Here is a 22,690-nt window from a genome sequence, read left to right on the forward strand (position 1 = left end):
GAGGGAAAAGGCTTGAAGAGAAGAGAAAACGAGGCTGAAATCAGAGTATTACCAGGCAATCCCAGAATATTAGGAGTGTACAGAGCAAAAAATGGCTATAATTTTGCAAGTGTCATCCCGGATGAAAAGGAGGCAAGTCTTTTGCTGTACGAGAAGAACAGCGGAAGGCTTATACAAGAGATCCCCCTGCCTCCCGAAGAGAGAACCGGGGAGGTAGCTGCTGTCTTTATAGAGCAATTCCGTCCCAGAGAGATGGAGTACAATTATAAAATAGACGGTGAGATCCGTCAGGACCCCAGGGCTGCACTGCTGACAGGCAGAGAACGCTTCGGTACTGCTGTGGATCACAAGAATCCGCACAGTCTCCGGTGCGGTGTGCTGGAGGGGAAATTCTTGTGGGAAAAGGAGGAGCGGCCCGCCATATCTCTGTCAGAGATGGTTTTGTACAAATTACATGTGAGAGGATATACCAGCCATAAAAACTCAAAGGTAAGACAAAAAGGGACCTTTCGGGGGGTGGCAAAAAAGATACCCTATCTGAAGGAACTGGGGATTACCTCAGTAGAACTCATGCCATGTTATGAGTTTGATGAAATCATGGTGAAGGACGGGATTCCTGCCGCATATGCTTATGAACAGAAGGATGCCGCGAAGGTTAACTACTGGGGATATACGGATCAGGCATTTTACTTTGCACCCAAAGCGTCCTACTGTGCAACCGGAAGTCCGGCCAGAGAATTTATGGAGATGGTAAGAGACTTTCACCAGGCTGGCATAGAGTGCATGATGGAGTTTTATTTTACTGCGGAAATATCTCCCCTTGAGGTGCTGGATATTCTGAGGTACTGGAAAACGGTATATCATATTGACGGATTCCATCTGGTGGGGGACACCAGGGCGCAGGAGTATGTTACTGAGGATCCGTTGCTGGCAGATACCAAACTCTTTTTTGCCGGGGTGGATGCCCAGAAATTATATAGAAACAAAACTCCTCATTTCCGACACCTGGCGGAATACAATGAGTGGAGCCGTCAGGTGTTTAGACGTTTCCTGAAGGGAGACGAGGATATGCTGGTGGATTTTACCTATTGCACCAGAAGAAACCCGGATACCCATGGCGTTGTGAATTACATGAGTATACAGGATGGGTTTACAATGGCAGACGCAGTAGCATATGATATAAAACACAATGAGGAGAACGGTGAGAAAAACAGAGACGGCATGAATTATAATTACAGCTGGAACTGCGGCATCGAAGGTCCCACCAGAAAGCAGAGTATCAAAGCCCTCAGAAAACGGCAGATTAAAAACAGTTTTCTGTTTCTGATTCTGAGCCAGGGCATTCCTCTGATTTACCAGGGAGATGAGATTGGCAATTCCCAGAATGGCAACAACAATGCCTATTGTCAGGACAATGAAGTGGGATGGGTAGACTGGAGCGGTCTGCGCCGGAATCGGGAACTCCTGGAATTCGTAAAAAAAAGTATTGCGTTCCGGGCGTCACATCCTGTGCTTCATCTTCCAGGGGAACTTCGGTGCATGGATTACAAATCGTATGGGAGTCCGGATGTTTCCTATCACAGCCAGAGGGCCTGGTTTGCTGAGCTGGATAATAATTTTCGTCATGTGGGAGTCATGTACAACGGTAACTATGCCGAAGATTCGGCGGGGGTTCCTGACGCATGGATCTATATTGCATATAATATGCATTGGCTGGAGCATGAATTTGCCCTGCCCCATCTGCCGGGGAATGGAAAATGGCGGGTTGCCATCAATACAGGGAAAAATGAAAATGCCGGCTTCTATGAGGAAACGGAAGAACCTCCCGTGAAAGATCAAAAAGGGATTAAAGTATCCCCAAGAACAATTATTGTACTGGTGGGAAAGTAGGAGATGTAAGAGCGTATGCATGCATGGGCACATTTTAAGACAATTACAAAACATAAAATGATGGTAATGAGGTACTGCTTCCGCATTGGCCTCTATAAACAAGGGCTGCTGCACGATTTGTCTAAATATTCATGGACGGAGTTTAAGGTGGGCTGCAGGTATTACCAGGGAAACCGCAGTCCTAATAATGCGGAGCGGGAGGCTACCGGAATGTCAACCTCCTGGATGCACCACTATGGGAGAAATAAGCATCACTTTGAGCACTGGGTGGACTATGGCATAAACTGCAGGACCGTGATTGCAGGGGTGCCCATGCCCAGAAAATATATTGCTGAGATGGTTATGGATCGGATCAGCGCATCCAGAACCTATTCTCCGGAAACCTACACCGATCAGGCACCCCTGCAGTATTTTCTGGCCGGGAAAGAAAAATTGTGGTTTGTCCACGAGAAAACCAACCAGGATCTGGAGAGGCTTCTGCGCATGCTGGCCAGAGAGGGAGAAGAGAAAACCCTTCATTATATCAAGCATGTATATCTGAAAGAGGAAAAGCATCCTCAGAAGGCTTTTAAAACAGAGACATATTGACAAATGCCTGAAATCATCATATACTTTGATAGTCAAAATAAATGAGCGAGATAATATAAAAGTATAGGTGGATAATAGAATGGCTACAAGGATAATAGGAACCGGAAGTGCGCTTCCGAAGACAATAGTGACAAATGATGACCTTGCTAAAGTGGTGGAGACTAGTGATGAATGGATCTCTTCCCGCACCGGCATACGTGCCAGAAGAATCGCCAAAGACGAAACAACCGTCAGTCTGGCGGCTGAGGCAGCCCGGAATGCGCTGAAAAGCAGTCACAAACATCCGGAGGAGATACAGCTTGTAATTGCCGCAACCTGTTCGCCGGACTATTTTTTCCCCAGCACGGCCTGCTGTGTCATGAAAGAGCTGGGAATCCCTGAGGCGGCTGCCTTTGATCTCAGCGCTGCCTGTTCTGGTTTCCTTTTTGCACTGAATACAGCACATGCATATCTGGAGAGCGGAATGTACCAAAATGCCCTTATCATCGGTACAGAAACGATTTCCAAGCTGATTGACTGGGAAGACAGAGGCACCTGTGTGCTTTTTGGAGACGGTGCCGGCGCAGCTGTAGTGGAGAAGGACAGCACAGGCCTTTTGTCTGTGGTACAGCATGCAGACGGGGGAAAATCCCAGGTTCTTACCTGCCGGAACCGTACGGTCCGCAATATGCTGGTGCCCGAGGAACTGCCTCAGGACTATATTACGATGGAGGGCCAGGAGGTATTCAAGTTTGCTGTAAAAAAAGTACCTGAGTGCATCCGTCAGGTTCTGGAGCAGTCAGGTACCGGAATAGAAGAGGTCAAATATTTTGTGCTTCATCAGGCAAACAGCCGTATCATTCAATCCGTGGCAAAACGTCTAGGGGCAGGAGAAGACAAGTTCCCCATGAACCTGCAGTCCACCGGCAATACATCAGCGGCCAGCATCCCCCTCCTTCTGGATGAAATGAATCAGAGGGGAATGCTTGAGCGGGGGGATAAGATTATACTCTCCGGATTCGGAGCCGGACTTACCTGGGGCGCTGATTTACTGGTCTGGTAAGAGTTCCTGTCTTTTGCAGGCTGTAAATACCGCTGCCGAACGAAGGCCCAGTACGAATGTATTCGCTATATAAACCATTTCTTTGGGATTCCAGGCCACACAGGAATCTTCTGTATCAGCTGCCGTATTTGCCGCCAGATACCATCCGTAGGGAGGGGGCAGCTTCGGCAGCTGAATCGTAATATCCTCCCAGTACACATTGACTCCCAGGTAGACAATATCATCAGTATCCGGACGCTCGCCTTGGCTGGCATACATAACGCCCATTGCCTTCGTGTCAGGAGTAATTCCTGAATCAAAGGGCACTGCTGTGTGCAGGCTGATAAAGGGGAAACCAAAGGAGCAGGGGCCTCTTCCCCCGCGGATGGAAACGTGTTTTTTTCGGAAACGGATCATAAACCGGAAAAAGTTAAAAAGCTCCCGGTTAGCATCCAGATCCTTCCAATTAATCCAGGATATTTCATTGTCCTGGCAATAGGGATTGTTGTTGCCCATGGAGGAATTGCCGAATTCATCACCGGCAAGAAACATAGGCGTTCCCCGGCTGCACATTAAGACGGCGCAGGCATTTTTAATGAGCCGCTTTCGAAGGGCACAGACGGCGGGAGCTGAGGTCGGGCCTTCACAACCGCAGTTCCAGCTGCGGTTGTCATCTGTTCCGTCCGTGTTATCCCATCCGTTTGCCTCGTTATGCTTTTGGTTATAGGAATAGAGGTCGCACAGAGTAAAGCCGTCATGACAGGTGATAAAATTAATGGAGGAATTGTATCCCCGGTACTGTCCGGTATATAAGTCCGGGGAGCCTGTGATTCTCTTGGCTGCCTCCGGGGCCATCCAGTAATCTCCTTTTAAAAAGCTGCGGAGATCGTCCCGGTATTTGCCGTTCCATTCAGCCCACCGCTTCCAGGACGGGAAGTTGCCTACCTGATAAAGCCCTCCTGCATCCCATGCCTCTGCAATAAGCTTTACATTGCCGAGGATGGGGTCAAAGGCCAGTGTCTGGAGAAGTGGCGGCTTATTCATAGGACTTCCGTCTTCATTACGCCCCAAAATGCTTGCCAGGTCGAAGCGGAAGCCGTCCACTCTATAGACAGTCACCCAATAGCGGAGGCATTCCAGAATCATCTGCTGGACAATGGGATGATTGCAGTTTAAGGTATTGCCGCAGCCGCTGAAGTTGTAATAGTGTCCGTCAGGGGTAAGCATATAGTAAATATTGTTGTCAAAGCCCTTAAAAGAGAAGAAGGGACCATCTTCATTCCCCTCCGCTGTGTGGTTGAATACCACATCCAGGATTACTTCGATGCCATTTTTGTGGAGGGCTTTTATCAGAGATTTCAACTCATGTCCTTCATAATTATATTCCTTCTGGGAGGAATAGCTGGTGTTGGGGGCGAAGAAGCTGACCGAATTATATCCCCAGTAATCCAGGAGAGTCTTTCCGTTCACCTCTCTTTTTCCCATGGTCTCGTCAAATTCAAATATGGGCATTAGTTCCACCGCGGTAATGCCCAGCTGCTTCAGATAAGGAATTTTTTCCATGAGTCCGGCAAAGGTACCGGGGTGGCGGACCTGAGAGCTGGAATGTTTGGTAAAGCCTCTGACATGGAGCTCATAAATCACCAGATCCTGCATGGGAAGAAGGGGCTGGCGGGCGTTTCCCCAGTCAAAATTATTTTTGACCACTCTTGCGTGGTAGGATGACCCGGGGAGGGGTTTGCTGCCCCACACGCTCTGCCCGGTGACGGCTTTTGCATAAGGATCCAGAAGGGGCTTCGTTTTGTCAAACAATAACCCTTTTTTCGGGTCCCGGGGTCCGTCCAGCCGGTAGGCGTACTCGAATTCTCCGATATCCAGACCGAAGACCAGCATGGAATATACGTTGCCTATCCTGTAATTCTCCGGAAACCTTAGTACGGCATAGGGTTCTGATGCCTCCCGTTTGTAAAGCAGGAGTTCGCAGGAAGAAGCAGCGTGGGAATGGACCGTAAAATTCACAGCTCCCGGGAGAGAGGTGGCTCCGTTAATCTCAAAAAAGCCGGGACGAACCCGGAATCCCTGGACCGTGTCCAGGGGCATCAGAGGATCATCGGGAATCAGCGGCAGCAGTAAGGGGATATCTTTCATAAGGATGCTCCTTTCCGTTAGGGGACTACATTAAATGAGTGTCTTCCAGCCGTCTCTCAAAAAATTCATTCAGACGGATGAGCGGTTTCCTCAGAACAAGACCTAGAAGCAGGGCAAAGGGAACAAAGAGCAGCAGATGGAGAATATCCGTCCAGTAGCTCATATGGTAGATTCCCGCTACCGTCTCCCGCATGGCGTTTATCCCGTAAGTAAACGGCAGAAAGGGATATACGTTCTGAAAAAACTGAGGGGTGACCTCAATGGGGAAGGTCCCTCCGGCCCCGGCGATCTGAATTACCAGGAGAATGACGCAGAGCGCTTTGCCGATATCTCCGAAGGAAACCGTCAATGTGTAGATAATATTCGTAAATACCAGGCTGCAGACCATTCCGGCCAGAACAAAAAGTACCGGATTCTTACACTGTATCTCCAGGAAGAATAAGTCCCCAAGACAGATGATGGATGACTGTATCAGACCGAAGGTGAGAAACAGCAGGTAACGTCCCAGATAACACTGAGAGGGCTTTAGATTCCTGAGCTTTTCGTCTTCGTCAACTCTTACCTTCATAATAGCTACCAGGACAATGCCCCCCACCCAGATGGCAAGAGTGGAATAGAATGGTGCCATGGCAGAACCGTAATTTTCAATGGAATAGAGGGAAGTAGTGTCCAGCTGTACCGGGGAGGACATAAAGTCACCCATGATTGTGGGATCATTGCGTATAATCTCCAGGAGTTTAGAGATCCGTTCATCCTCTCCCACAGAGTTTACGCCGTCTACCAGTTTACGAATCTTCCCTCTCGTGGTTTCAATAATATCTTTCGTACTGGACAGGGAATCCTTTCCGGAGGCCAGTGAGTTTCCAACGCCGTCCAGGATTCCATCAATATTGGAGAGACTGCCGTCCGCACTTTTCAGCATACCTGAGAGATCCGCAGAGGCCCTGGAGATTTTGTCCAGAAGACTGTCCAGGGAGGGCTGTACGGCAGTGCGGTAGGAAGCCCGGATAGAGGCCAGATCTTCTGTGCTGCTTTTTATCAGAGCCTGGATGTCTCCTCTGGTTTCGGCCGCCTGATTGGAGGCAGACAAGATGGATTCTGAGGTATCGGTGATTTTGTCAATGATCCCCTGCTGATGCTCGTTGGACTGCTGCAGCTGAAGGATCAGATCCTCAATGGTGGACAATCCCAGGGTGGCATTCAGCTTCTCCAGCAGGGCAATATTCTTATTGTTCATATCAATAATGGACTGGGACAGGGAAGTGGTCTGTTCCAGCTTCCCTGCAGCGTCATCCACACTATTTTTTATACCTGAGAAGGCATCTGTTGCAGTGGAGGATACGGAGTCATAGAGTCCCTGGCTGGAATCCAGGACATTCCCGAGCACCTGGGTAATATCGCTGAGAGAGGTCTGGGAGGCATCCATAATGGATTGGGCGTCAGCCAGGGCGGTATTGCCGTTGGCCAGGGCGGTATCAACATCCGGTAAAGCCAGTTTGGTGGTCTGTACAAGACCGTTGACCTCGTCTACGGCAGAAATAAAGGCGTCTATGGTCTCTTCGTACTGTGCAAGGTCCGTATCAATGGTATTGAGAGAGGAGATAAAGCGGTCAAGAATCGTGACCTGCTTATCCTCCAGATCAGTGGTAGTCATATTCAAAACTCCGGCAATAGCCTCAGTGGCTTCACTGATGAAGGTGGCGTTAACCTGCTGTTGGATTACACCTACGCCCTTATCTGTAATCTTGGGTGCAATGGCATTTTTCTTTTCATTTATGTAGTATTGTATCTGAGGACGCTCAATATCTGAAGAAAGTATACTGGACATCTTTTTGCTGAAGTCAGAGGGAATGACCACTGCTGCGTAGTATTTGCCGGATTTGACCCCTGAAAGGGCTGCTTTTGTGTCTGTAAACTGCCATCCGATCTGATCATTGGCCTTTAGATTAGATATGATTTGCTCTCCAATGTTCAGGGAGACAGCCTCCAGGCGGAAGCCCTCGTCTTCGTTGGATACGGCTACCTTAATACCTGCTGTATTGCCGTAGGGGTTCCAGTTAGCCGCAATATTAAACCAGGCATACAGTGCAGGTATAATACTTATGCCGATGGCTACAATGAGCGCCATAACATTTTTGGTGAGGCGTTTTACGTCTCGCCGATAGATTCTGAATATATTTTTCATTTCTGCTCTCCCTCTATTAGTTTTTCTGATTCCAGCAATTTTTTATAGCGATAGTCAATGTATTCCACACAGATCAGATAGGCGGCCAGAAGGATGATGGACACAATCCATGCCGTAAGGAAGATGAGCTTTGATTCCAGGCTGAACATAAGAATCAGAAACACAGCCGGGACAATCAGAATGCCCAGGAATCCTCCCCGAATAAGAAGGGGGTATTTTGTGCGGAAGCGTTTATAAGTGTCAAGAAGCTTCTCTTTTCGCAGCTCTGCGTCCAAAGCATCCTGAAATCCAAAATGCATCAGGGTGAGAGAAACGGCATCTTTCTTTGGTCTGCCCTGGGAAAGGTAAGACATATATTCTGCTTCCAACCGGTTAAGAAGCCTCTGTCTGACAGCGGCGTCAGCCTTTTGAGGCGGCAGGGAGGCATAGAACTCTTCCAGGAATCGGGTTATTTCATCCATAATTATTATGCACCTTTCTGAAAATATATTGTTATTTTAGCATGGGTAATTGCAGTTTACAACCAAAAAATGACCAATCGTCATTTGTAGGAATGGTATTGTCATTTTCTGAAATAGATACTTGCAAGATTGCGGGCGCTGTGCTATGATTTTTACTGCAGGAGCAAATTACATATGAACAGAGACAGAAACAATAGAAACAGCAATCAGATAGATAGAAGGATAAAAAAAGTCATGCCAATACCCGGCATGGCTTTTTTCTTTTCTGATTTATCAGAATAGAGTACTAATTTATCAGCACAGTAAAAAGGAGGAGAATAATGAAAGAACAAGTTATTAGAACAGGAAAGGATGTGGGGATGGTGATTCTGGGCAATACCGTCTATGCGCTTGCGGTTACCATGTTTATCCTTCCCAATGGATTAATTACAGGGGGTACCACAGGTCTTGCAATTGTGGCCAACCACTATTTCCAGATACCGGTCACAGGTTTTGTGAGCGTATTTAACGTTCTGATGTTTCTTATAGGGGCTTTGATTCTGGGAAAGAAATTTGCTATGACAACGATCATAAGCACCTTTTATTATCCCATCATTCTCGGAATTTTTCAGTCTGTGCCGGCGCTGGCAAATGTGACTTCGGATCACATGCTGTCGGCGCTGTACGCAGGAGTGATGATCGGAACAGCCATAGGGATTGTAATTCGTGCGGGGGCTTCCACTGGCGGGATGGACATTCCTCCCCTGGTATGCAACAAGATCTGGGGTCTTCCTATCTCAGCTGTAATGTATGTGTGCGACTGCGGAATTCTGCTGCTGCAGATCCTCTTTTCCGTTCAGGAACAGGTTTTGTACGGATTGCTACTGGTATTCCTTTACACCACGGTTCTGGATAAGGTCCTTCTCATGGGTCAGAGCAAAACCCAGGTGAAAATCATCAGTGAAAAATATGAAGAGATCAATGGGATGATCCTTGGAAAACTGGATCGCAGTTCTACCCTGCTGCACGGGGAAACCGGATATCTTCGCAGCAGCCTTCCTGTAATCCTCACCGTAATCTCCGGACGTGAGCTTCAGAGGCTGAACAAAGAGGTACAAAAGATTGACGAAGAGGCATTTATGATTGTAAGCCCCGTAAAAGAAGTAAAGGGGAAGGGATTCACCAGCAAAAAAGAGTATTTGTAGAATTGCGATTGACAAAAACAGGAGAAAGGCATAGAATAGTTTACGGGTAAACTGTTTACTGGAAAACCATTGGAGGGGAAGAGTGAATGCTGGAATTAGGAAGGGGCTATTTCGACAAATTTATAAAGCTTGAAAAACTTTACCGAAAATATTTTCAGGAGGCATTGGTTTCCTACGGACTTACGCCCAATGAGATGATTGTACTTTTGTTTTTATACAACAATGCCCCGGCTTTGGACACTTCCCGTGATATTGTCAGGTGTAAGGGAATCTCCAAAGGACTGGTGGCCAGATCCGTGGAGTCTCTTACTTCCAGAGGGTATCTGACTACCCGAAGAGATGAGAGGGATCACAGGGTTATCCATCTGAAGCTGAGTGATCCTGAGATCGTGGGTGACCTGCAGAAGACACAGGAGCAGCTGGCAGCCAGGCTGGAAGAGGGAATCCCCGAAGAATATAAGAAAGTAACCAATGAAACTTTAAGGCTGATGATTGAGAATGTTGAGAGAATGCTGAAAGGAGAGCAATTGTCATGAGTCATGAAAAGACACAGAAGGAAGCCAGTCTGGGATCGGATAGGATAGGCAGCCTTCTTTTTAAGCTGGCGCTGCCGGCTATCTTAGCCCAGATCATTAATGTTCTGTACAATATGGTGGACAGGATGTACATAGGTCATATTCCGGACATAGGTCCCAATGCGCTTACCGGGGTGGGGGTCACTATGCCTGTGATAATGGCCATTTCTGCATTTGCGGCCCTTGTGAGTATGGGAGGTGCCCCAAGGGCATCCATTATGATGGGAAAAGGGAAGAATGAAGAGGCCGAGAAGATTATGGGAAACTGTACCACCATGCTGGCGGTGCTGGCCATACTCCTCACAGTTATATTTCTGGCCTTCGGAAAACCCATTCTGCTGATGTTCGGAGCCAGCGGCAATACCATCAGCTATGCCTGGGCATATATGCAGATCTATTCCGTTGGCACGATATTTGTCCAGCTGTCGCTGGGACTGAATGCTTTTATCAATGCCCAGGGATACGCCAAGACGGGTATGCTGACCGTTGCAATCGGGGCTGTCTGCAATATTATCCTGGATCCCATCTTTATTTTTGGGCTCGATATGGGCGTGAGGGGGGCAGCTCTTGCCACGATTATCTCCCAGGCGGTATCCTCTGTCTGGGTGGTAAAGTTCCTTACCGGATCAAAGAGTACCCTTAGAATCCGTCTGAAGAATATGCGCCCCAAAGGTGAATATATTTTTCCGAGTCTGGCACTGGGGGCGGCCCCTTTTATCATGCAGTTTACAGAGAGTATTCTGTCTGTATGCTTTAATACTTCCCTGCTGAAATACGGGGGTGACATCGCTGTAGGGGCTATGACAATCCTTACCAGTGTTATGCAGTTTTCTATGCTTCCTCTTCAGGGGCTGACACAGGGGGCACAGCCTATCATCAGCTTTAATTACGGAGCGGAGAATATCCAGCGGGTAAAGGAAGCGTTTCATCTGCTGCTGAAAAGCTCTATGATTTATTCGACTCTTTTGTGGGCCATCAGTATCTTCGCTCCCCAGGTGTTTATCGCTATATTTACCGGCAATGCAGAGCTTGCAGCATATACAAAATGGGCGATCCGCATCTACATGGCAGTATCCCTTCTTTTTGGAATACAGATTGCGTGCCAGCAGACGTTTATCGCCCTGGGAAATTTCAAAACCTCAGTTTTTCTTGCACTGCTCAGAAAAGTAATTTTACTGATCCCGCTGATTTTTATACTGCCGCATCTGATACCTAATCAGGTACTGGGTGTATTTCTTGCGGAACCAATTGCAGATTTCATTGCAGTATCCGTTACTTCAATCCTGTTTTACAGAGAATATCATAAGCTGGGCTGACCGCTACGTCAGCCTTACTACCTGGTCTATGCCCACGGAACAGATCATGCCCTGTGCTTCAGAGCTGATACCGTGGGCCTTATTGATTTCCTCCATAATAAGATTCCGGTTTTGGGCAGGAACTACAATAATTACCACCTCTTTTTCATTCTGCAGGGTAAAGCCGAAAAAGTGCTTGCTCTCTTCCGTACCCAGCCAGCGTGCTTTGAGGATAGTTCCCCCTCTTGCACCGGCCTTTTTCGCAGTATCCATGACATCATCTGTATGTCCCTGGTTGACAGCAACCAGGATCAGGCTGTGTGACCCTCCGTAACCAGTCATAGCAATCTCTCCTTTCGCGGTATCTTCAGGGATTTCTCCCTTATTTTCATAGAAAACGGAAGCAACCAGCTGGTTAATTCCTGTGAGCAAAATGTCAAAAACAATGCCTTTGGCCTCAACCTGTGCTCTGAGCTCGGTGTTCAGGTCATATAAAAGTCTGGTAATACAGGAAGAGGTTCCAAGGCTTAACAAAATGTCTCTTTCCGGGCTGCCAAATCCTAATACATCCAGCAGATCAGAGGATGCGGTCCCGAAACCGCAGCACTGGTAATGCCAGAAGACTCCCTGATTTGTATAGAAATCGGCCAGCACGGCTCCCTGGTGGCGTTCGGCAATGGTTACCATTAGTTTCAGCGGTTCTTGTTTTGCAGTCATGTCTTACCTCCTAATCTTCAGCGTCAAAATACAGAATACAGTCCTCCACTTCCTCTTTTGCCCGGGGCTGCCGTGGGGGAAGGTGCTCCTTTAAGCGGCTGCTGAGTCCCAGAAGCTGTATCGTGCAAAGGGGGGTCATGGCCACCATTGCTACAATTCCAAAAGCATCTGTGAGTATATTGCCCCCCACAGCCTCGCAGGCCCCCATTGCCAGGGGGAGAAGAAAGGTAGCCGTCATTGGCCCGCTGGCCACACCTCCGGAGTCAAAGGCAATACCCGTAAAAATTTGAGGAACAAAAAAGGTCATTATCAGGGAAATCAGGTATCCTGGGATTAAAAACCACATGATAGATATTCCGGTTAGGATCCTTATCATGGCAATTCCCACAGAAAGAGCAATGCCGATAGAAAGACTGTGCTCAATTGATTTTTGGGAGATGGAGCCGTTTGATATCTCTTCTACCTGTTTTGTGAGGACAAGAACGGCAGGTTCAGCTTTTACGATGAAATAACCGATGAGCATCCCGATGGGAATCAGCAATACCTTATACGGACTTTGGGCTATGGCTGCGCCGATATGCTGTCCGGCAGGCATAAATCCTACATTGACGCCGGTCAGAAAAAGGATCAGACCGATATAGGTATAGACCAGCCCGGATACAATCTTCAGCAGCTGGTGCCTGTGAAAGCGGCGGAACAGCAGCTGAAATACAAGGAATAATAAAATAATTGGAAGAAGTGCTGTGGTTACTTCCCCTGCATAATGGGGAATTCCTGTGAGAAATTCGCGGGCGGCATCCTTTGTGGTGGCAATAACGGCAATCTCTGAAGGAGCGTACACGGTCTCCGAGGGATGATAAAAGATCCCCAGCAGAAGAACTGCCATAACAGGTCCGATGCTGCACAGCGCGATTAGGCCGAAGCTGTCGCTGTTAGAATTCTTATCGCTGCGGACAGATGCCATACCAATACCCAAAGCCATGATGAAAGGAACGGTGACAGGACCGGTGGTCACACCTCCCGAATCAAAAGATACAGGCACAAACGAATCCGGAGTACAGAAAGCCATAAGAAAAATAATGGCATAGAAAAATACCAGAGTATAGGATAATGGGATCTGGAATAACATTCTGACTTCCGCCAGGAGGAGAAAGATTCCGACTCCGGCAGCTACGGTAAAAATTAATACTGGATTAGGAACGGCGGGTACTTGGTTGGCAAGTACCTGAAGATCCGGCTCTGCCACGGTAATCAGGATACCGAGAATAAGGCAGACTGCCAGAGAAATAAGAATGGTTTTGGACTTGCTCATCTGAACTCCTATGCCTTCGCCCATAGGAATCATAGACATATCTACCCCTAAGGTAAAGAAACCCATACCCAGAATCAGCAGCACGGCGCCGAAGATAAATAAGATGAGAGCTCCCGGCGTTAAGGGCGCGATAGTGATACTTAGAATCAAGACGATTACAGTAATAGGAAGGACAGAGGAGACAGACTCAAGGACTTTTTCTTTCAGTCGATGGTGCAATCTCAAATAGAGACTCCTCCTTTCTGGTGACAGGATGAACAGTAGCCAGTGTAAGGCCCACTTATTCCGGCATACCGGATCAGGAAGCCCGGATGATTAAAACAGAAAAAGATGATATGGTGGTATAACCTTGTATGTGTTTAGAAACTGCCGGGATAAGCGGGAGATTACACTCCTGCTTTATAGTATACATGATTATATGCAGATGTTCTGTGCAGATTTTGTTAAGATTGATCCATGCCGGAACTTATAGCAGTCCAGAGCCGGCAGAAGAGTCTTCTTTCCCGCTGCCATGAACAGGTTACCCCGGCACTCTCAGGATTCGTATGAGATAGTATGCCATACTGCCGAATACGGCTATCAGACTCAGTGCTGTAAAATGCCTGTAAAGGGGCAGAAGATGTACGGTGCAGAAGGATAAATAGGTGAAAACACCAGTCATTATAAGCTTCAGCACAGCAATCATGTTTTTTACATAACGATATACCCTGTCTTTGTTCCTGCTGGTGATGGCAACACCGGTATTCCACATAGACGGATGCTTTTCCAGCACAGAGATTCCGAGAAACATTAAAAAAGTCAGGATGGGAATGAGAAACAGCTCTCCTTTACTGCCCCACCTGTCTACTTCCCCTGCGCCATTGTAGTGTCCGGGGATTTGATTGGGAATCGTACGCCAGAAGAGAATAATGTTCAGGAACATTCCGATGATCAGCAGAAGACTGATGAGGCGAATCACTTTATGGAACCTGGTGTCCGGTACAGTAATGATTTCTTTCATATTTCGGCTCCTTCCTAGAGTGCAGGGTTAGTATCGCTTTGCTGAGGTTATTATAGCATGAATACATCTATGTATTATAATTATTTTCCAGATCCAGCATATAAAAGCTAATCATAAGGTGTAAAACTGTGCTGTAATCTTTCAGGGAAAAATCTCCAATCTCCTCTATTTTCTGTACCCTGTAAAGCAGAGTATTTCTGTGAATGTGAAGCTGCGCGGCAGTTTCGGAAGTTCGGAACAGATTTTTGGTATAGGCCTCCAGTGTCTTTAAGAATTCCGTGGAGTTTTCACTGTCATACTCTTCCAGAAGAGGTATGGCAGGGGAGATATAATTGGTCCGGGGCATCTGGGACAGCCGCGGAGCCAGTATTGCCGGCAGATAGAGGCTTTCATAATAGTGGACGCCATTGGGGCTGCCCATGGACTGCCCCAGTGTCATAGCGTCCTCAGCCTGTTTAATATAGTCTGAGGCGCAGAGAAGATCGTCAAAGTACCTGCTGGCTCCGCAGCAGCCGTTAAACCTGCGCAGTGTTTTTATAAATAAAGTTTCTTCAGAATTCCCTCTCGGTCGTTTCTTCATATTATAGTGAAGCACATAGAGAATATTTTCCTGAATCAGAGCGAATTGGTAGGGAGAAAACTGCTGACTCAGTTTCCGAATGTAGGACAATACATTTTTCTCACTTTTATCATAAGTACTGACAGCAAAAATCTGATAGGGAGGGTTTAAGTCGCAGTTCATATCTTTCTGCCACATAGTTAGCTGTCTGGGGGTTTTAATACGGTGATTAAATAACTCTCCTGCAAATACTTTCTGATATGTGTAGGGCATACTGCTTTCCGAATCGTTCTCACGGAAAAAAAGAGCACAGACATTCATGATAATATCCATGGCTTTCAGACGGTCGGGGGTGATCTGATCGTATGTGCACTGCATAGTAACGTATCCTTCCACGATATCATTTACCTTGACGATGCCCTGAATCTTGGGATTATCCCTGCAGGATCCCCAGTCTACCACATAAGGCGCATTCCGGTTATTGACTGACTGCATGATTCCGTCCTCGTACAGGCGTACAATCATATCAGTTTCATAGCCTTTATTTTCCAGCAGGTAATCCCACTGATAATCCCCGGTTTTTACATTGGGTGCAATGCCCAGAAGGTTATACATGACATCTACGGTCAGTATCGGGACACCCACAACTTCATAACAGACCTCCATAAGCCTCTGGACATTATTGCGTGGCAGTACTTTAAATATTTTTTCATATAACTCTAGAAAATCAATGGAATCCGCCATAGATGCCTCCTTGTACAAAGATACATATAACAATATTTTATATCTCCTATTATATCGATAGAAAACCATAAATGCCAGCCTAAATTATTGAAAATGATATAAATTGTTAAGGATATCACAATTATTCTATATAAAATGGTGGGTTTACCTGATATATAGGAGTAAAAGTATACAGATAGAACAATAAGAATAAATATTTTGCTGTTGTGCAGATGCACAAAAATGACAGATGTATTTTTTCGGTATTACTGATGACGCAGCCGAGGGATTGACATATAATTAACAAAACGTTGTTGGTACCAGCGGAAACAATAAACATAGTTAATGTAAAAAGGAGGAACAGTTATGTTCGATTTAACGGGAAATGTTGCAGTAGTGACAGGGGCATCGGCAGGTTTGGGACGTCAGTTTGCGCTGGCATTGGCACGTCAGGGAGCTGATGTGGCGATTTTGGCAAGAAGAAAGGAAAAGCTGGAAGCAGTGGCGAAGGAGATTGAAGCGCTTGGGGTAACCTGCCTTCCGGTTGCCTGCGATGTGACGGATACAGAACAGATCAAAGGAGCTGTGGAAAAGGTTGTGTCTGAATTAGGAACGGTAGATATCCTTGTGAATAATGCCGGGGGAGGAAGCTGTATTCCCTTGGAAGAACTTCCGGATGAGGAATGGAGAAAGGTACTTACCCTGGATCTTGACGGGGCATTTTACTGCATGAAATATTTTGGCAGAGTAATGTTGGAGAAAGGATATGGCCGTGTTATAAACATTGCCTCCATTCTGGGAAAAGGCGGACTGAAAGAGCTGCCCGTTATTGCGTATGCTTCAGCCAAAGGAGGAATTATTAATATGACCCGCCAGGCTGCCACTGAATGGGCTGAAAAGGGAGTAACGGTAAATGCTCTCTGTCCCGGATTTTTTGCATCAGAGGCCAATGGTCCTGAGGCTATGCAGTCTATGAATGATTTTATCGTTACAAGAACTGCTATGAGCCGTCCCGGCAGGGATGGGGAACTGGATTCCTCCGTTGTATTTCTGGCGGCAAAGGAATCTACTTATGTGACGGGTGCTATCTTAACCTGCGACGGCGGATGGACAGCCATATAAAGGGACGGAAGAATAACAGGCAGATAAGGAGAATGTGAGATGAATTACAATTATAATAAATTATTACAGCCAATTAAAATCAATGGAATGCGCCTCAGAAACAGAATCATGATGTCTGGAATGGGGACTTTTACCCCAATGGTAGACGGTACAGACAGTGAGGAAGGCATCCGATACTATGAGGAGAGGGCAAAAGGAGGGGCAGGACTCATCATGACAGGAGCCATGTTCCTCAACGAAAAAACTGCACAGGGAGGGCCTACTCTGGCACTTCACAGTACCAGGGCTATTCCGAAGGCTACAGTTCTTACAGAGCGTATACACAGATGGGGAGGCAGGATTTGTCTTCAGCTCAGCTGCGGGACAGGAAGAAACGGTATGCCGGATATTGGAGAGAGAGTTCCGATTTCTGCATCTGCAAATCCCTCTTTTTACAATCCGGATATGATTTGCCGTCCTCTTGAGACAGAAGAAATTAAAGACATAATGAAAGATTTTTCCGTTGCTGCTCAGTTTGCTTTAAATGCAGGCTTTGATGCGGTGGAAGTACATGGTCATGCCGGGTATCTGGTAGATCAATTTATCTCTCCCCAGTGGAATGAACGTACGGACGAGTATGGGGGATCCTGGGAGAACCGGGTGAGATTTGCCACGGAGATTGTAGATTCAATCCGAAAAGTGGTAGGACCTTGCTTTCCGATCCTGTTTCGCATCTCCCTGGACCATATGTATAAGGGCGGACGTACCCTGGAGGATTCTATGCCTATCATCCGGCTGTTGGAGCAAGCCGGGGTAGATGCTATTGATATTGATTCCGGCTGCTATGAGACCATGGATTATATTTTTCCCACTTGTTATACCGGCGAGGCCTGTATGGCATATGTCTGTGAGGAGGCCAGAAAACATGTAAGTATCCCAATCATCAATGCGGGCAACCATTCTATGGAGACGGCAGTGAAACTGCTGGAATCAGGAAATGCAGACATTATCAGCTTCGGACGTCAGCTGATTGCGGATCCTCATTTTCCAAATAAGCTGAAAGCAGGGCACAGGGAAGACATCCGTCCCTGTCTGATTTGTAATGAAGAGTGCATCGGACGTATCTTCGGGAGACTGACACAGCTTTCCTGTACGGTCAATATACAGGCTTGCATGGAAGGCTCCTTAGAGATTACACCGCTGCCTTCTCCAAGAAAGGTTGCTGTTATAGGCGCAGGTCCCGGGGGGCTGGAGGCTGCCAGAGTTGCTGCTCTGCGGGGATGTGATGTGACAATCTATGAGGCTTCTGACAGAATAGGAGGAACCTTCAGAGCCATTGCCAGCGCACCGTTTAAAAAGCGTATCCGCGATCTTATGGAGTGGTACGGGATTCAGCTGGAGAAATTGGGAGTAAAGATCCAGTTTAATACAAAGGTATCTCCCCAGGATCCGTGCCTTGCGGTGGCGGATGAGATCTTTGCAGCCACCGGCTCCGTTCCGTTTGTCCCCTGTATATCCGGAATGGATGATAAAAAAGTAATAGATGTGACCCAGGCGCACATCCAGGGGATTGAGGAGGAACATGTTGTAGTCTGCGGCGGAGGGCTTTCCGGCTGTGATACGGCCCTTGAGCTGGCTATGGAAGGGAAGAAAGTTACCATAGTAGAAATGATGGATGCCTGTGCCCGGGATGTAATGATGATCAATAAGCTGAGTCTGGACAGACTTCTGGCCGAATATAAAGTAACGATCCTGACAAATACGAAAGTGTCGGGAGTCACGGAGGAAGGAGTAGCTGTCGAGACCGCGGGTGGGGATAAAAAGGTGCTTCCGGCTGACAGAGTAATTACTGCATTCGGACAAAAACCGAACAGCTCCGTGGCTGAGGCAATTGCAGAAAAATACCCTCTGAAGACGACTTTAATCGGAGACTGTCTGAAGGCGGGAAAAGCAGGCAAAGCAATCCGTGAAGGCTTCTATGCTGCGATGGCGCTCCAATAAGGAAGAAAAACACAAGGAGGACAAGGTGAAGACAGAAAAAGGATTTTTTGGTTATAAAGCGGCAGTAGGGGCATTTCTTGTGATTTTTGTTAATCTGGGGGCTTGTACCACCCTGGGAACTTTCCTGGCATCTCTGTCTGCTTACAGTGAACACTCTATCGGTGCTGTAGGCCAGATTGGTACGGTAAACACTATATGCAATGTAGTGCTGAGTCTGGCAGCCATTAAAGCCCTCGGAAAACTGGGGGCACGGAAAACTATGTTTATCTCTATACTTGCGTGTGCGGCACATATGCAGTTGTATACCTTTGTGACACCGGGGGCGAATGTTCAAAGCCTGATTCTTATGTATTTGGCCGGTGCACTGGCTTCCTTTTCTATAACATTCGGCACTCATGCGGTCTGTTCATCGGTGATTGCGGAGTGGTTTGTAGAAAAACGGGCACAGATTACCGGCATGGTACTTTCTGGCGCGGGCATCGGAGCAGCAGTGTGGGTTTTTCTGGCAGGACAATTATTTAAGGTAACAGATTATAAAAACTGCTATCGCGTACTCTCAGTACTCGTGCTGATCATTGGTTTGTCTGCAGTACTGTTCCTGATTAAGACAACAGAGGAAAAGGGACAAAAGCCTTTGGGCTGGGACAGTGCCTTTGCACAGACAGAAGCGGCAGAACTGCCGGGGGTATCCTATAAAGAAGCCGTATCGTCCACTTCATTTAAAGTGCTTGTGGCAGCACTGCTCTTCTCGACAATAGGGGGAACAGCATATCTGTCCTATGCGCCAACCTGGTGGCAGATGAATGGAATGACGGCAACCGGGGCCGCAAACTGGAATGCCATCTATCTGCTTCTGGCGGGACTGCTTTTGATGGCAGCCGGAACAATTTCCAATAAGCTTGGAACAAGCGGTTTCATTGTCTATGTGTGTGCTGCATTTATTCTTACTTTTATCTGTATGGTATTATGGCCTGTCAGCGGCGCCACGTATCTTATGGTACTGACGGTAATCTTTGCTGCCGCCGCTTATCCGGTTTGTGCAAGCATTCCTTCTTTTGTAGGAACTGCAGCATTCGGTGCAAAAGAATTTGCGCAGATCTCCGCAACTTTGATGGTTGCCGTATATATTGGCCAGGCTCTGGCGTCCCCGGTAATGGCGGCGCTTCTGGCTTCAAAGGGAGGTATGGGCCTTGCCTGGATCGTATTTGCCGTGACAACCGGTATTGGGATGATACTGCTGCTGGCAGCATTAAAATTGTCACCCTTAAAAAAACAGCTTCGAGAATAGAAGGAGGAGGTATTTATGGACTTAAATCTGCAAAATAAAGTCGTCGCCATTAATGGCTGCACTGGTGGGATAGGGCAGGCACTCTGCAGGGCTTTTGCGGGGGAGGGCTGCAGACTGGCAATCTCATCTACAAGTCAGGCAAAGTTGGATGCTTTTGTTAAGAATCTGGATATTGCTCCGGAAAATTTGAAAACATTTGTGGCCGACGTCACGAAACCAGAAGAGGTGAAGGCCTGGATCGACGGGGCTTATCAGCAGTTTGGAAGGATAGATGTCCTTGTGCCGAATTCCGGATACGAGGGGAAATACGAGGAAATCGCGGACTGCACCTTTGCGTCTTATATGGCAGTCTACAATGTCAATGTATTCGGCGTTATGTATGCCATGAAATATGCAGCTCCCTATCTGGTAAAACAGGGAAGCGGCGCAATTGTTACCATTGCATCTAATGGAAGTTATACTACCGCTGCCGGAATGAGCGCCTATTGTTCATCCAAGCATGCCGTTGCCGGACTGACGAAATCCGTAGCTCTGGAACTTGGCCCTCACGGAGTGCACTGTAATTATATCTGTCCTGGAGGAGTAGATACACCCATGATTAGCAGGATTGAAAAAAACACCTTTGGAGATACAAAGACACATAAAGAGTGTGAAGAAATATTCGGTAAGGATTATCTGGATAAAAGGTACTGCAGGCCGGAGGAAGTAGCAAATCTTGCCCTCTATCTTGCCTCTGATCTATCCTCCCATATTATGGGGTCAGGAATCCGTCTGGACGGAGGCATGGATGCTCTCTGCTAAGAATATAAACATAAGGAAATGATCAAAAAGCCACCGGGAAGGAAATAATCCCGGTGGCTTTTTGCGCCCGGAGGGCCGCATTCTGCTTATTTGCAGTCACAGCCAGATTTTTTTGGAAAATCAAAGCTGGGATTAAAAGCGTAAAAGTTTTTGCAGTCCAGTTCTTCCTGAACGGTTCTCAGGGCTTCTCCGAATCTCTGGAAGTGTACAACTTCTCTGGCTCTCAGGAAACGGATAGGATCTGCAACCTCAGGATCCTTTACCAGTCGCAGAATGTTGTCGTAGGTCGATCTGGCTTTCTGTTCTGCAGCCATGTCTTCGAATAAGTCTGTGATGGGATCCCCTTTTGACTGGAATTCGCATGCATTGAAAGGTACCCCTCCTGCAGCCTGAGGCCAGATGCCTACGGTATGGTCTACGTAGTAGTTCTGGAAGCCTTGCTGCATAATTTCTTCCGGAGTCAGGTCTTTTGTGAGCTGATGAACGATGGTGGATACCATCTCCAGGTGTGCCAGTTCTTCTGTACCTATATCGCAGCCGATTTTGCCCCTTTTATGTGATGTTAAGTATAATTGAATGTAAGGTTGACATAGACCCAGCAATCAAGTAAAATTATTTATAAATAAAATTTATAAATAATAAAAGGGTGATGGTATGGCCATAAAAGCAAAAGAGTTGGCAAAAAAAATCGGTGTGTCAGAGGCAACGTTGTCGCTTGTTTTGAACCATAAAGAAGGCATTAGTCAAAAAACAAGGGAAAAAGTCACGGAACAGATTATGCGCATGGGGTATGGATACATGTTTAAAAATGCTGCAAAAATGCAGGGTAAAAGTGATAAAAATATATTAGAGGCAGGCACAGCAAGTGCCATAGAAGAAAAAGGGTATATAGGTTTTGTGATTTATACGGATACAGGATTATTCATGGAAAACACACCGTTTTTTCCTCTCATCATTGATGGTATGGATGCTATGGCAAGAAACTATGGTTACAGGCTCTTGGTTATAAACATCAAACGGGAGATGGAACTTCAGACAAAGCTTGGTTATATTCGGGAGAGCGGATGCAGCGGATATATTATCTATGCGCCTGAATTGCCGGAGGATGAAGTGGATGCGCTCCTGGGAATGCCGATACCCTTTGTCCTTCTGGACAAGTATTTTCCAGGGAAAAATATTGATGCTGTTACCCTTAATAACGAGCAGGGAATTTTTATCATTCTTCAAATGCTGGTGGGGCTGGGACATAAACGGATTGGATATCTCGGAAGCGGAGTGGACCTTCAGAGTTTTGCAGAGCGAAAAGATAGTTATCAGCGCATAATGAACAGACTAGGGCTGCCGGTGGAAAAGGAATTTTTTGTTGATGTTGGATATCCTGAGCCTGAGGCTGTGAATGGCGTAGAGGCCCTTCTTAGAAACTATGAGAACCTTCCCACTGCGTTTGTTACAGACAATGATTGTGTTGCGTACGGGGCAATTAAGGCATTGATGAATGAAGGATATTCTGTCCCTGGCGATGTGTCAGTAGTAGGCTTTTCCGACAGGCCGGTCTGCATGTATGTAGTGCCCAATATTACAACGGTTCGGATTCCCAGAGCGCGTTTTGGAGGGGAAGCAGTAGATTTGCTGATTCGCAAGCTGTTAAAGAATCCTTATAATGATGAATGCAATATAAAGACAGAGGTATCCTTTGAACTTGTGATGAGAGACAGTGCCGGACCAGTTTCCAGATAAAATCGATAGAATGAGTCAGGTGTGCCTGAATAAAAAGCAGTTTGAAACATAATGGTTTCAAACTGCTTTTTTGATTATAATTATAAATTTTATTTATAAATTTA

The 22,690-nt window shown here is 46.8% G+C and carries 20 protein-coding genes; 11 read left to right on the forward strand and 9 right to left on the reverse strand.

From position 1 onward, the window contains the following. Positions 1-12 precede the first annotated feature (12 nt). The 3 genes from ACGHCT_RS10470 (at position 13) to ACGHCT_RS10480 (ending at position 3,520) form a co-directional block, all read left to right on the forward strand. Positions 13-1,890, forward strand: a complete 1,878-nt coding sequence (locus ACGHCT_RS10470; RefSeq protein WP_390439913.1) for a Type II secretory pathway, pullulanase PulA and related glycosidase — start codon at positions 13-15, stop codon at positions 1,888-1,890. A gap of 15 nt (positions 1,891-1,905) precedes the next feature. Beyond that, on the forward strand, positions 1,906-2,478 hold the full coding sequence (locus ACGHCT_RS10475) for a DUF5662 family protein (protein ID WP_072850096.1): 573 nt from the start codon (positions 1,906-1,908) through the stop codon (positions 2,476-2,478). Positions 2,479-2,557: 79 nt separating this feature from the next. After that, entirely contained in the window at positions 2,558-3,520 is a 963-nt protein-coding gene (locus ACGHCT_RS10480; RefSeq protein ID WP_072850094.1) for a beta-ketoacyl-ACP synthase III, read from the forward strand. Here ACGHCT_RS10480 and ACGHCT_RS10485 read toward each other — a convergent pair. The 3 genes from ACGHCT_RS10485 to ACGHCT_RS10495 are packed head-to-tail and all read right to left on the reverse strand — an operon-like array spanning position 3,506 to position 8,293. After that, the gene (locus tag ACGHCT_RS10485) at positions 3,506-5,647 is read right to left on the reverse strand and encodes a glycogen debranching protein (protein WP_390439917.1); all 2,142 of its coding nucleotides are present in this window, start codon (positions 5,645-5,647) and stop codon (positions 3,506-3,508) included. The two genes, ACGHCT_RS10480 and ACGHCT_RS10485, sit on opposite strands and share 15 nt — an antisense overlap. 25 nt (positions 5,648-5,672) lie before the next feature. Next, complete coding sequence (locus ACGHCT_RS10490) at positions 5,673-7,832, reverse strand: YhgE/Pip domain-containing protein (RefSeq protein ID WP_072850090.1); 2,160 nt, start codon at positions 7,830-7,832, stop codon at positions 5,673-5,675. Continuing rightward, a complete protein-coding gene (locus tag ACGHCT_RS10495; protein WP_072850088.1) occupies positions 7,829-8,293 on the reverse strand; it encodes a hypothetical protein in 465 nt (154 codons plus the stop codon). The genes ACGHCT_RS10490 and ACGHCT_RS10495 overlap by 4 nt, the downstream gene beginning before the upstream one ends. Positions 8,294-8,613: 320 nt before the next feature. Here ACGHCT_RS10495 and ACGHCT_RS10500 point away from each other — a divergent pair, with 320 nt between their 5' ends. From ACGHCT_RS10500 to ACGHCT_RS10510, 3 genes are all read left to right on the forward strand, one after another. Further along, a complete protein-coding gene (locus ACGHCT_RS10500; RefSeq protein ID WP_072850086.1) occupies positions 8,614-9,477 on the forward strand; it encodes a YitT family protein in 864 nt (287 codons plus the stop codon). 86 nt (positions 9,478-9,563) lie between these two features. Next, positions 9,564-10,013 carry a MarR family winged helix-turn-helix transcriptional regulator gene (locus ACGHCT_RS10505; RefSeq protein WP_072850084.1) on the forward strand — a complete coding sequence of 150 codons (450 nt, stop codon included), beginning with the start codon at positions 9,564-9,566 and terminating at the stop codon, positions 10,011-10,013. Continuing rightward, positions 10,010-11,368 (forward strand): MATE family efflux transporter, encoded by a 1,359-nt coding sequence (locus tag ACGHCT_RS10510; RefSeq protein ID WP_072850082.1) that lies wholly within the window; start codon positions 10,010-10,012, stop codon positions 11,366-11,368. The genes ACGHCT_RS10505 and ACGHCT_RS10510 overlap by 4 nt, the downstream gene beginning before the upstream one ends. 3 nt (positions 11,369-11,371) lie before the next feature. Here the strand turns inward: ACGHCT_RS10510 and ACGHCT_RS10515 are convergent, their stop codons facing one another. From ACGHCT_RS10515 to ACGHCT_RS10535, 5 genes are all read right to left on the reverse strand, one after another. After that, positions 11,372-11,506 (reverse strand): hypothetical protein, encoded by a 135-nt coding sequence (locus ACGHCT_RS10515; protein ID WP_390439923.1) that lies wholly within the window; start codon positions 11,504-11,506, stop codon positions 11,372-11,374. Beyond that, complete coding sequence (locus ACGHCT_RS10520) at positions 11,500-11,628, reverse strand: hypothetical protein (protein ID WP_390439926.1); 129 nt, start codon at positions 11,626-11,628, stop codon at positions 11,500-11,502. The genes ACGHCT_RS10515 and ACGHCT_RS10520 overlap by 7 nt, the downstream gene beginning before the upstream one ends. 446 nt (positions 11,629-12,074) lie before the next feature. Next, complete coding sequence (locus ACGHCT_RS10525; protein WP_242946730.1) at positions 12,075-13,601, reverse strand: DUF1538 domain-containing protein; 1,527 nt, start codon at positions 13,599-13,601, stop codon at positions 12,075-12,077. A 295-nt stretch (positions 13,602-13,896) separates the two neighbouring features. Beyond that, positions 13,897-14,376: a DUF1648 domain-containing protein gene (locus ACGHCT_RS10530; RefSeq protein ID WP_072850076.1), complete on the reverse strand. Its 480-nt coding sequence runs from the start codon at positions 14,374-14,376 to the stop codon at positions 13,897-13,899. A 67-nt stretch (positions 14,377-14,443) separates the two neighbouring features. Then, positions 14,444-15,679, reverse strand: coding sequence for a CdaR family transcriptional regulator (locus ACGHCT_RS10535; RefSeq protein ID WP_072850074.1), 1,236 nt, complete (start codon positions 15,677-15,679; stop codon positions 14,444-14,446). A gap of 345 nt (positions 15,680-16,024) precedes the next feature. On the opposite strand from ACGHCT_RS10535, the gene ACGHCT_RS10540 reads away from it, so the two are divergent. The 4 genes from ACGHCT_RS10540 to ACGHCT_RS10555 are packed head-to-tail and all read left to right on the forward strand — an operon-like array spanning position 16,025 to position 20,849. Then, positions 16,025-16,780, forward strand: coding sequence for an SDR family NAD(P)-dependent oxidoreductase (locus ACGHCT_RS10540; RefSeq protein WP_072850072.1), 756 nt, complete (start codon positions 16,025-16,027; stop codon positions 16,778-16,780). A gap of 39 nt (positions 16,781-16,819) precedes the next feature. After that, positions 16,820-18,760 (forward strand): NAD(P)/FAD-dependent oxidoreductase, encoded by a 1,941-nt coding sequence (locus tag ACGHCT_RS10545; protein WP_072850070.1) that lies wholly within the window; start codon positions 16,820-16,822, stop codon positions 18,758-18,760. 25 nt (positions 18,761-18,785) lie between these two features. Continuing rightward, complete coding sequence (locus ACGHCT_RS10550; RefSeq protein WP_158640983.1) at positions 18,786-20,048, forward strand: nitrate/nitrite transporter; 1,263 nt, start codon at positions 18,786-18,788, stop codon at positions 20,046-20,048. A gap of 15 nt (positions 20,049-20,063) precedes the next feature. Beyond that, entirely contained in the window at positions 20,064-20,849 is a 786-nt protein-coding gene (locus ACGHCT_RS10555; protein ID WP_072850066.1) for an SDR family NAD(P)-dependent oxidoreductase, read from the forward strand. 86 nt (positions 20,850-20,935) lie between these two features. Here the strand turns inward: ACGHCT_RS10555 and ACGHCT_RS10560 are convergent, their stop codons facing one another. Beyond that, the gene (locus ACGHCT_RS10560) at positions 20,936-21,427 is read right to left on the reverse strand and encodes a manganese catalase family protein (protein ID WP_390440174.1); all 492 of its coding nucleotides are present in this window, start codon (positions 21,425-21,427) and stop codon (positions 20,936-20,938) included. Between the two features lie 76 nt (positions 21,428-21,503). Between ACGHCT_RS10560 and ACGHCT_RS10565 the strand changes: the two genes are divergently transcribed. Next, positions 21,504-22,586, forward strand: coding sequence for a LacI family DNA-binding transcriptional regulator (locus ACGHCT_RS10565; protein WP_390439933.1), 1,083 nt, complete (start codon positions 21,504-21,506; stop codon positions 22,584-22,586). The last annotated feature ends 104 nt before the right edge of the window (positions 22,587-22,690 follow it).

The organism is Lactonifactor longoviformis, assembly GCF_042848515.1.
GTDB classification, from domain to species: domain Bacteria; phylum Bacillota; class Clostridia; order Lachnospirales; family Lachnospiraceae; genus Lactonifactor; species Lactonifactor longoviformis.

Excerpts from the sequence above, each read along its gene's own strand:
- ACGHCT_RS10475 (WP_072850096.1), top strand. The coding sequence starts at position 1,906 with ATGCATGCATGGGCACATTTTAAGACAATTACAAAACATAAAATGATG.
- ACGHCT_RS10480 (WP_072850094.1), top strand. The coding sequence starts at position 2,558 with ATGGCTACAAGGATAATAGGAACCGGAAGTGCGCTTCCGAAGACAATA.
- ACGHCT_RS10485 (WP_390439917.1), bottom strand. The coding sequence starts at position 5,647 with ATGAAAGATATCCCCTTACTGCTGCCGCTGATTCCCGATGATCCTCTG.
- ACGHCT_RS10490 (WP_072850090.1), bottom strand. The coding sequence starts at position 7,832 with ATGAAAAATATATTCAGAATCTATCGGCGAGACGTAAAACGCCTCACC.
- ACGHCT_RS10495 (WP_072850088.1), bottom strand. The coding sequence starts at position 8,293 with ATGGATGAAATAACCCGATTCCTGGAAGAGTTCTATGCCTCCCTGCCG.
- ACGHCT_RS10500 (WP_072850086.1), top strand. The coding sequence starts at position 8,614 with ATGAAAGAACAAGTTATTAGAACAGGAAAGGATGTGGGGATGGTGATT.
- ACGHCT_RS10505 (WP_072850084.1), top strand. The coding sequence starts at position 9,564 with ATGCTGGAATTAGGAAGGGGCTATTTCGACAAATTTATAAAGCTTGAA.
- ACGHCT_RS10510 (WP_072850082.1), top strand. The coding sequence starts at position 10,010 with ATGAGTCATGAAAAGACACAGAAGGAAGCCAGTCTGGGATCGGATAGG.
- ACGHCT_RS10520 (WP_390439926.1), bottom strand. The coding sequence starts at position 11,628 with ATGATGTCATGGATACTGCGAAAAAGGCCGGTGCAAGAGGGGGAACTA.
- ACGHCT_RS10530 (WP_072850076.1), bottom strand. The coding sequence starts at position 14,376 with ATGAAAGAAATCATTACTGTACCGGACACCAGGTTCCATAAAGTGATT.
- ACGHCT_RS10535 (WP_072850074.1), bottom strand. The coding sequence starts at position 15,679 with ATGGCGGATTCCATTGATTTTCTAGAGTTATATGAAAAAATATTTAAA.
- ACGHCT_RS10540 (WP_072850072.1), top strand. The coding sequence starts at position 16,025 with ATGTTCGATTTAACGGGAAATGTTGCAGTAGTGACAGGGGCATCGGCA.
- ACGHCT_RS10545 (WP_072850070.1), top strand. The coding sequence starts at position 16,820 with ATGAATTACAATTATAATAAATTATTACAGCCAATTAAAATCAATGGA.
- ACGHCT_RS10555 (WP_072850066.1), top strand. The coding sequence starts at position 20,064 with ATGGACTTAAATCTGCAAAATAAAGTCGTCGCCATTAATGGCTGCACT.
- ACGHCT_RS10565 (WP_390439933.1), top strand. The coding sequence starts at position 21,504 with ATGGCCATAAAAGCAAAAGAGTTGGCAAAAAAAATCGGTGTGTCAGAG.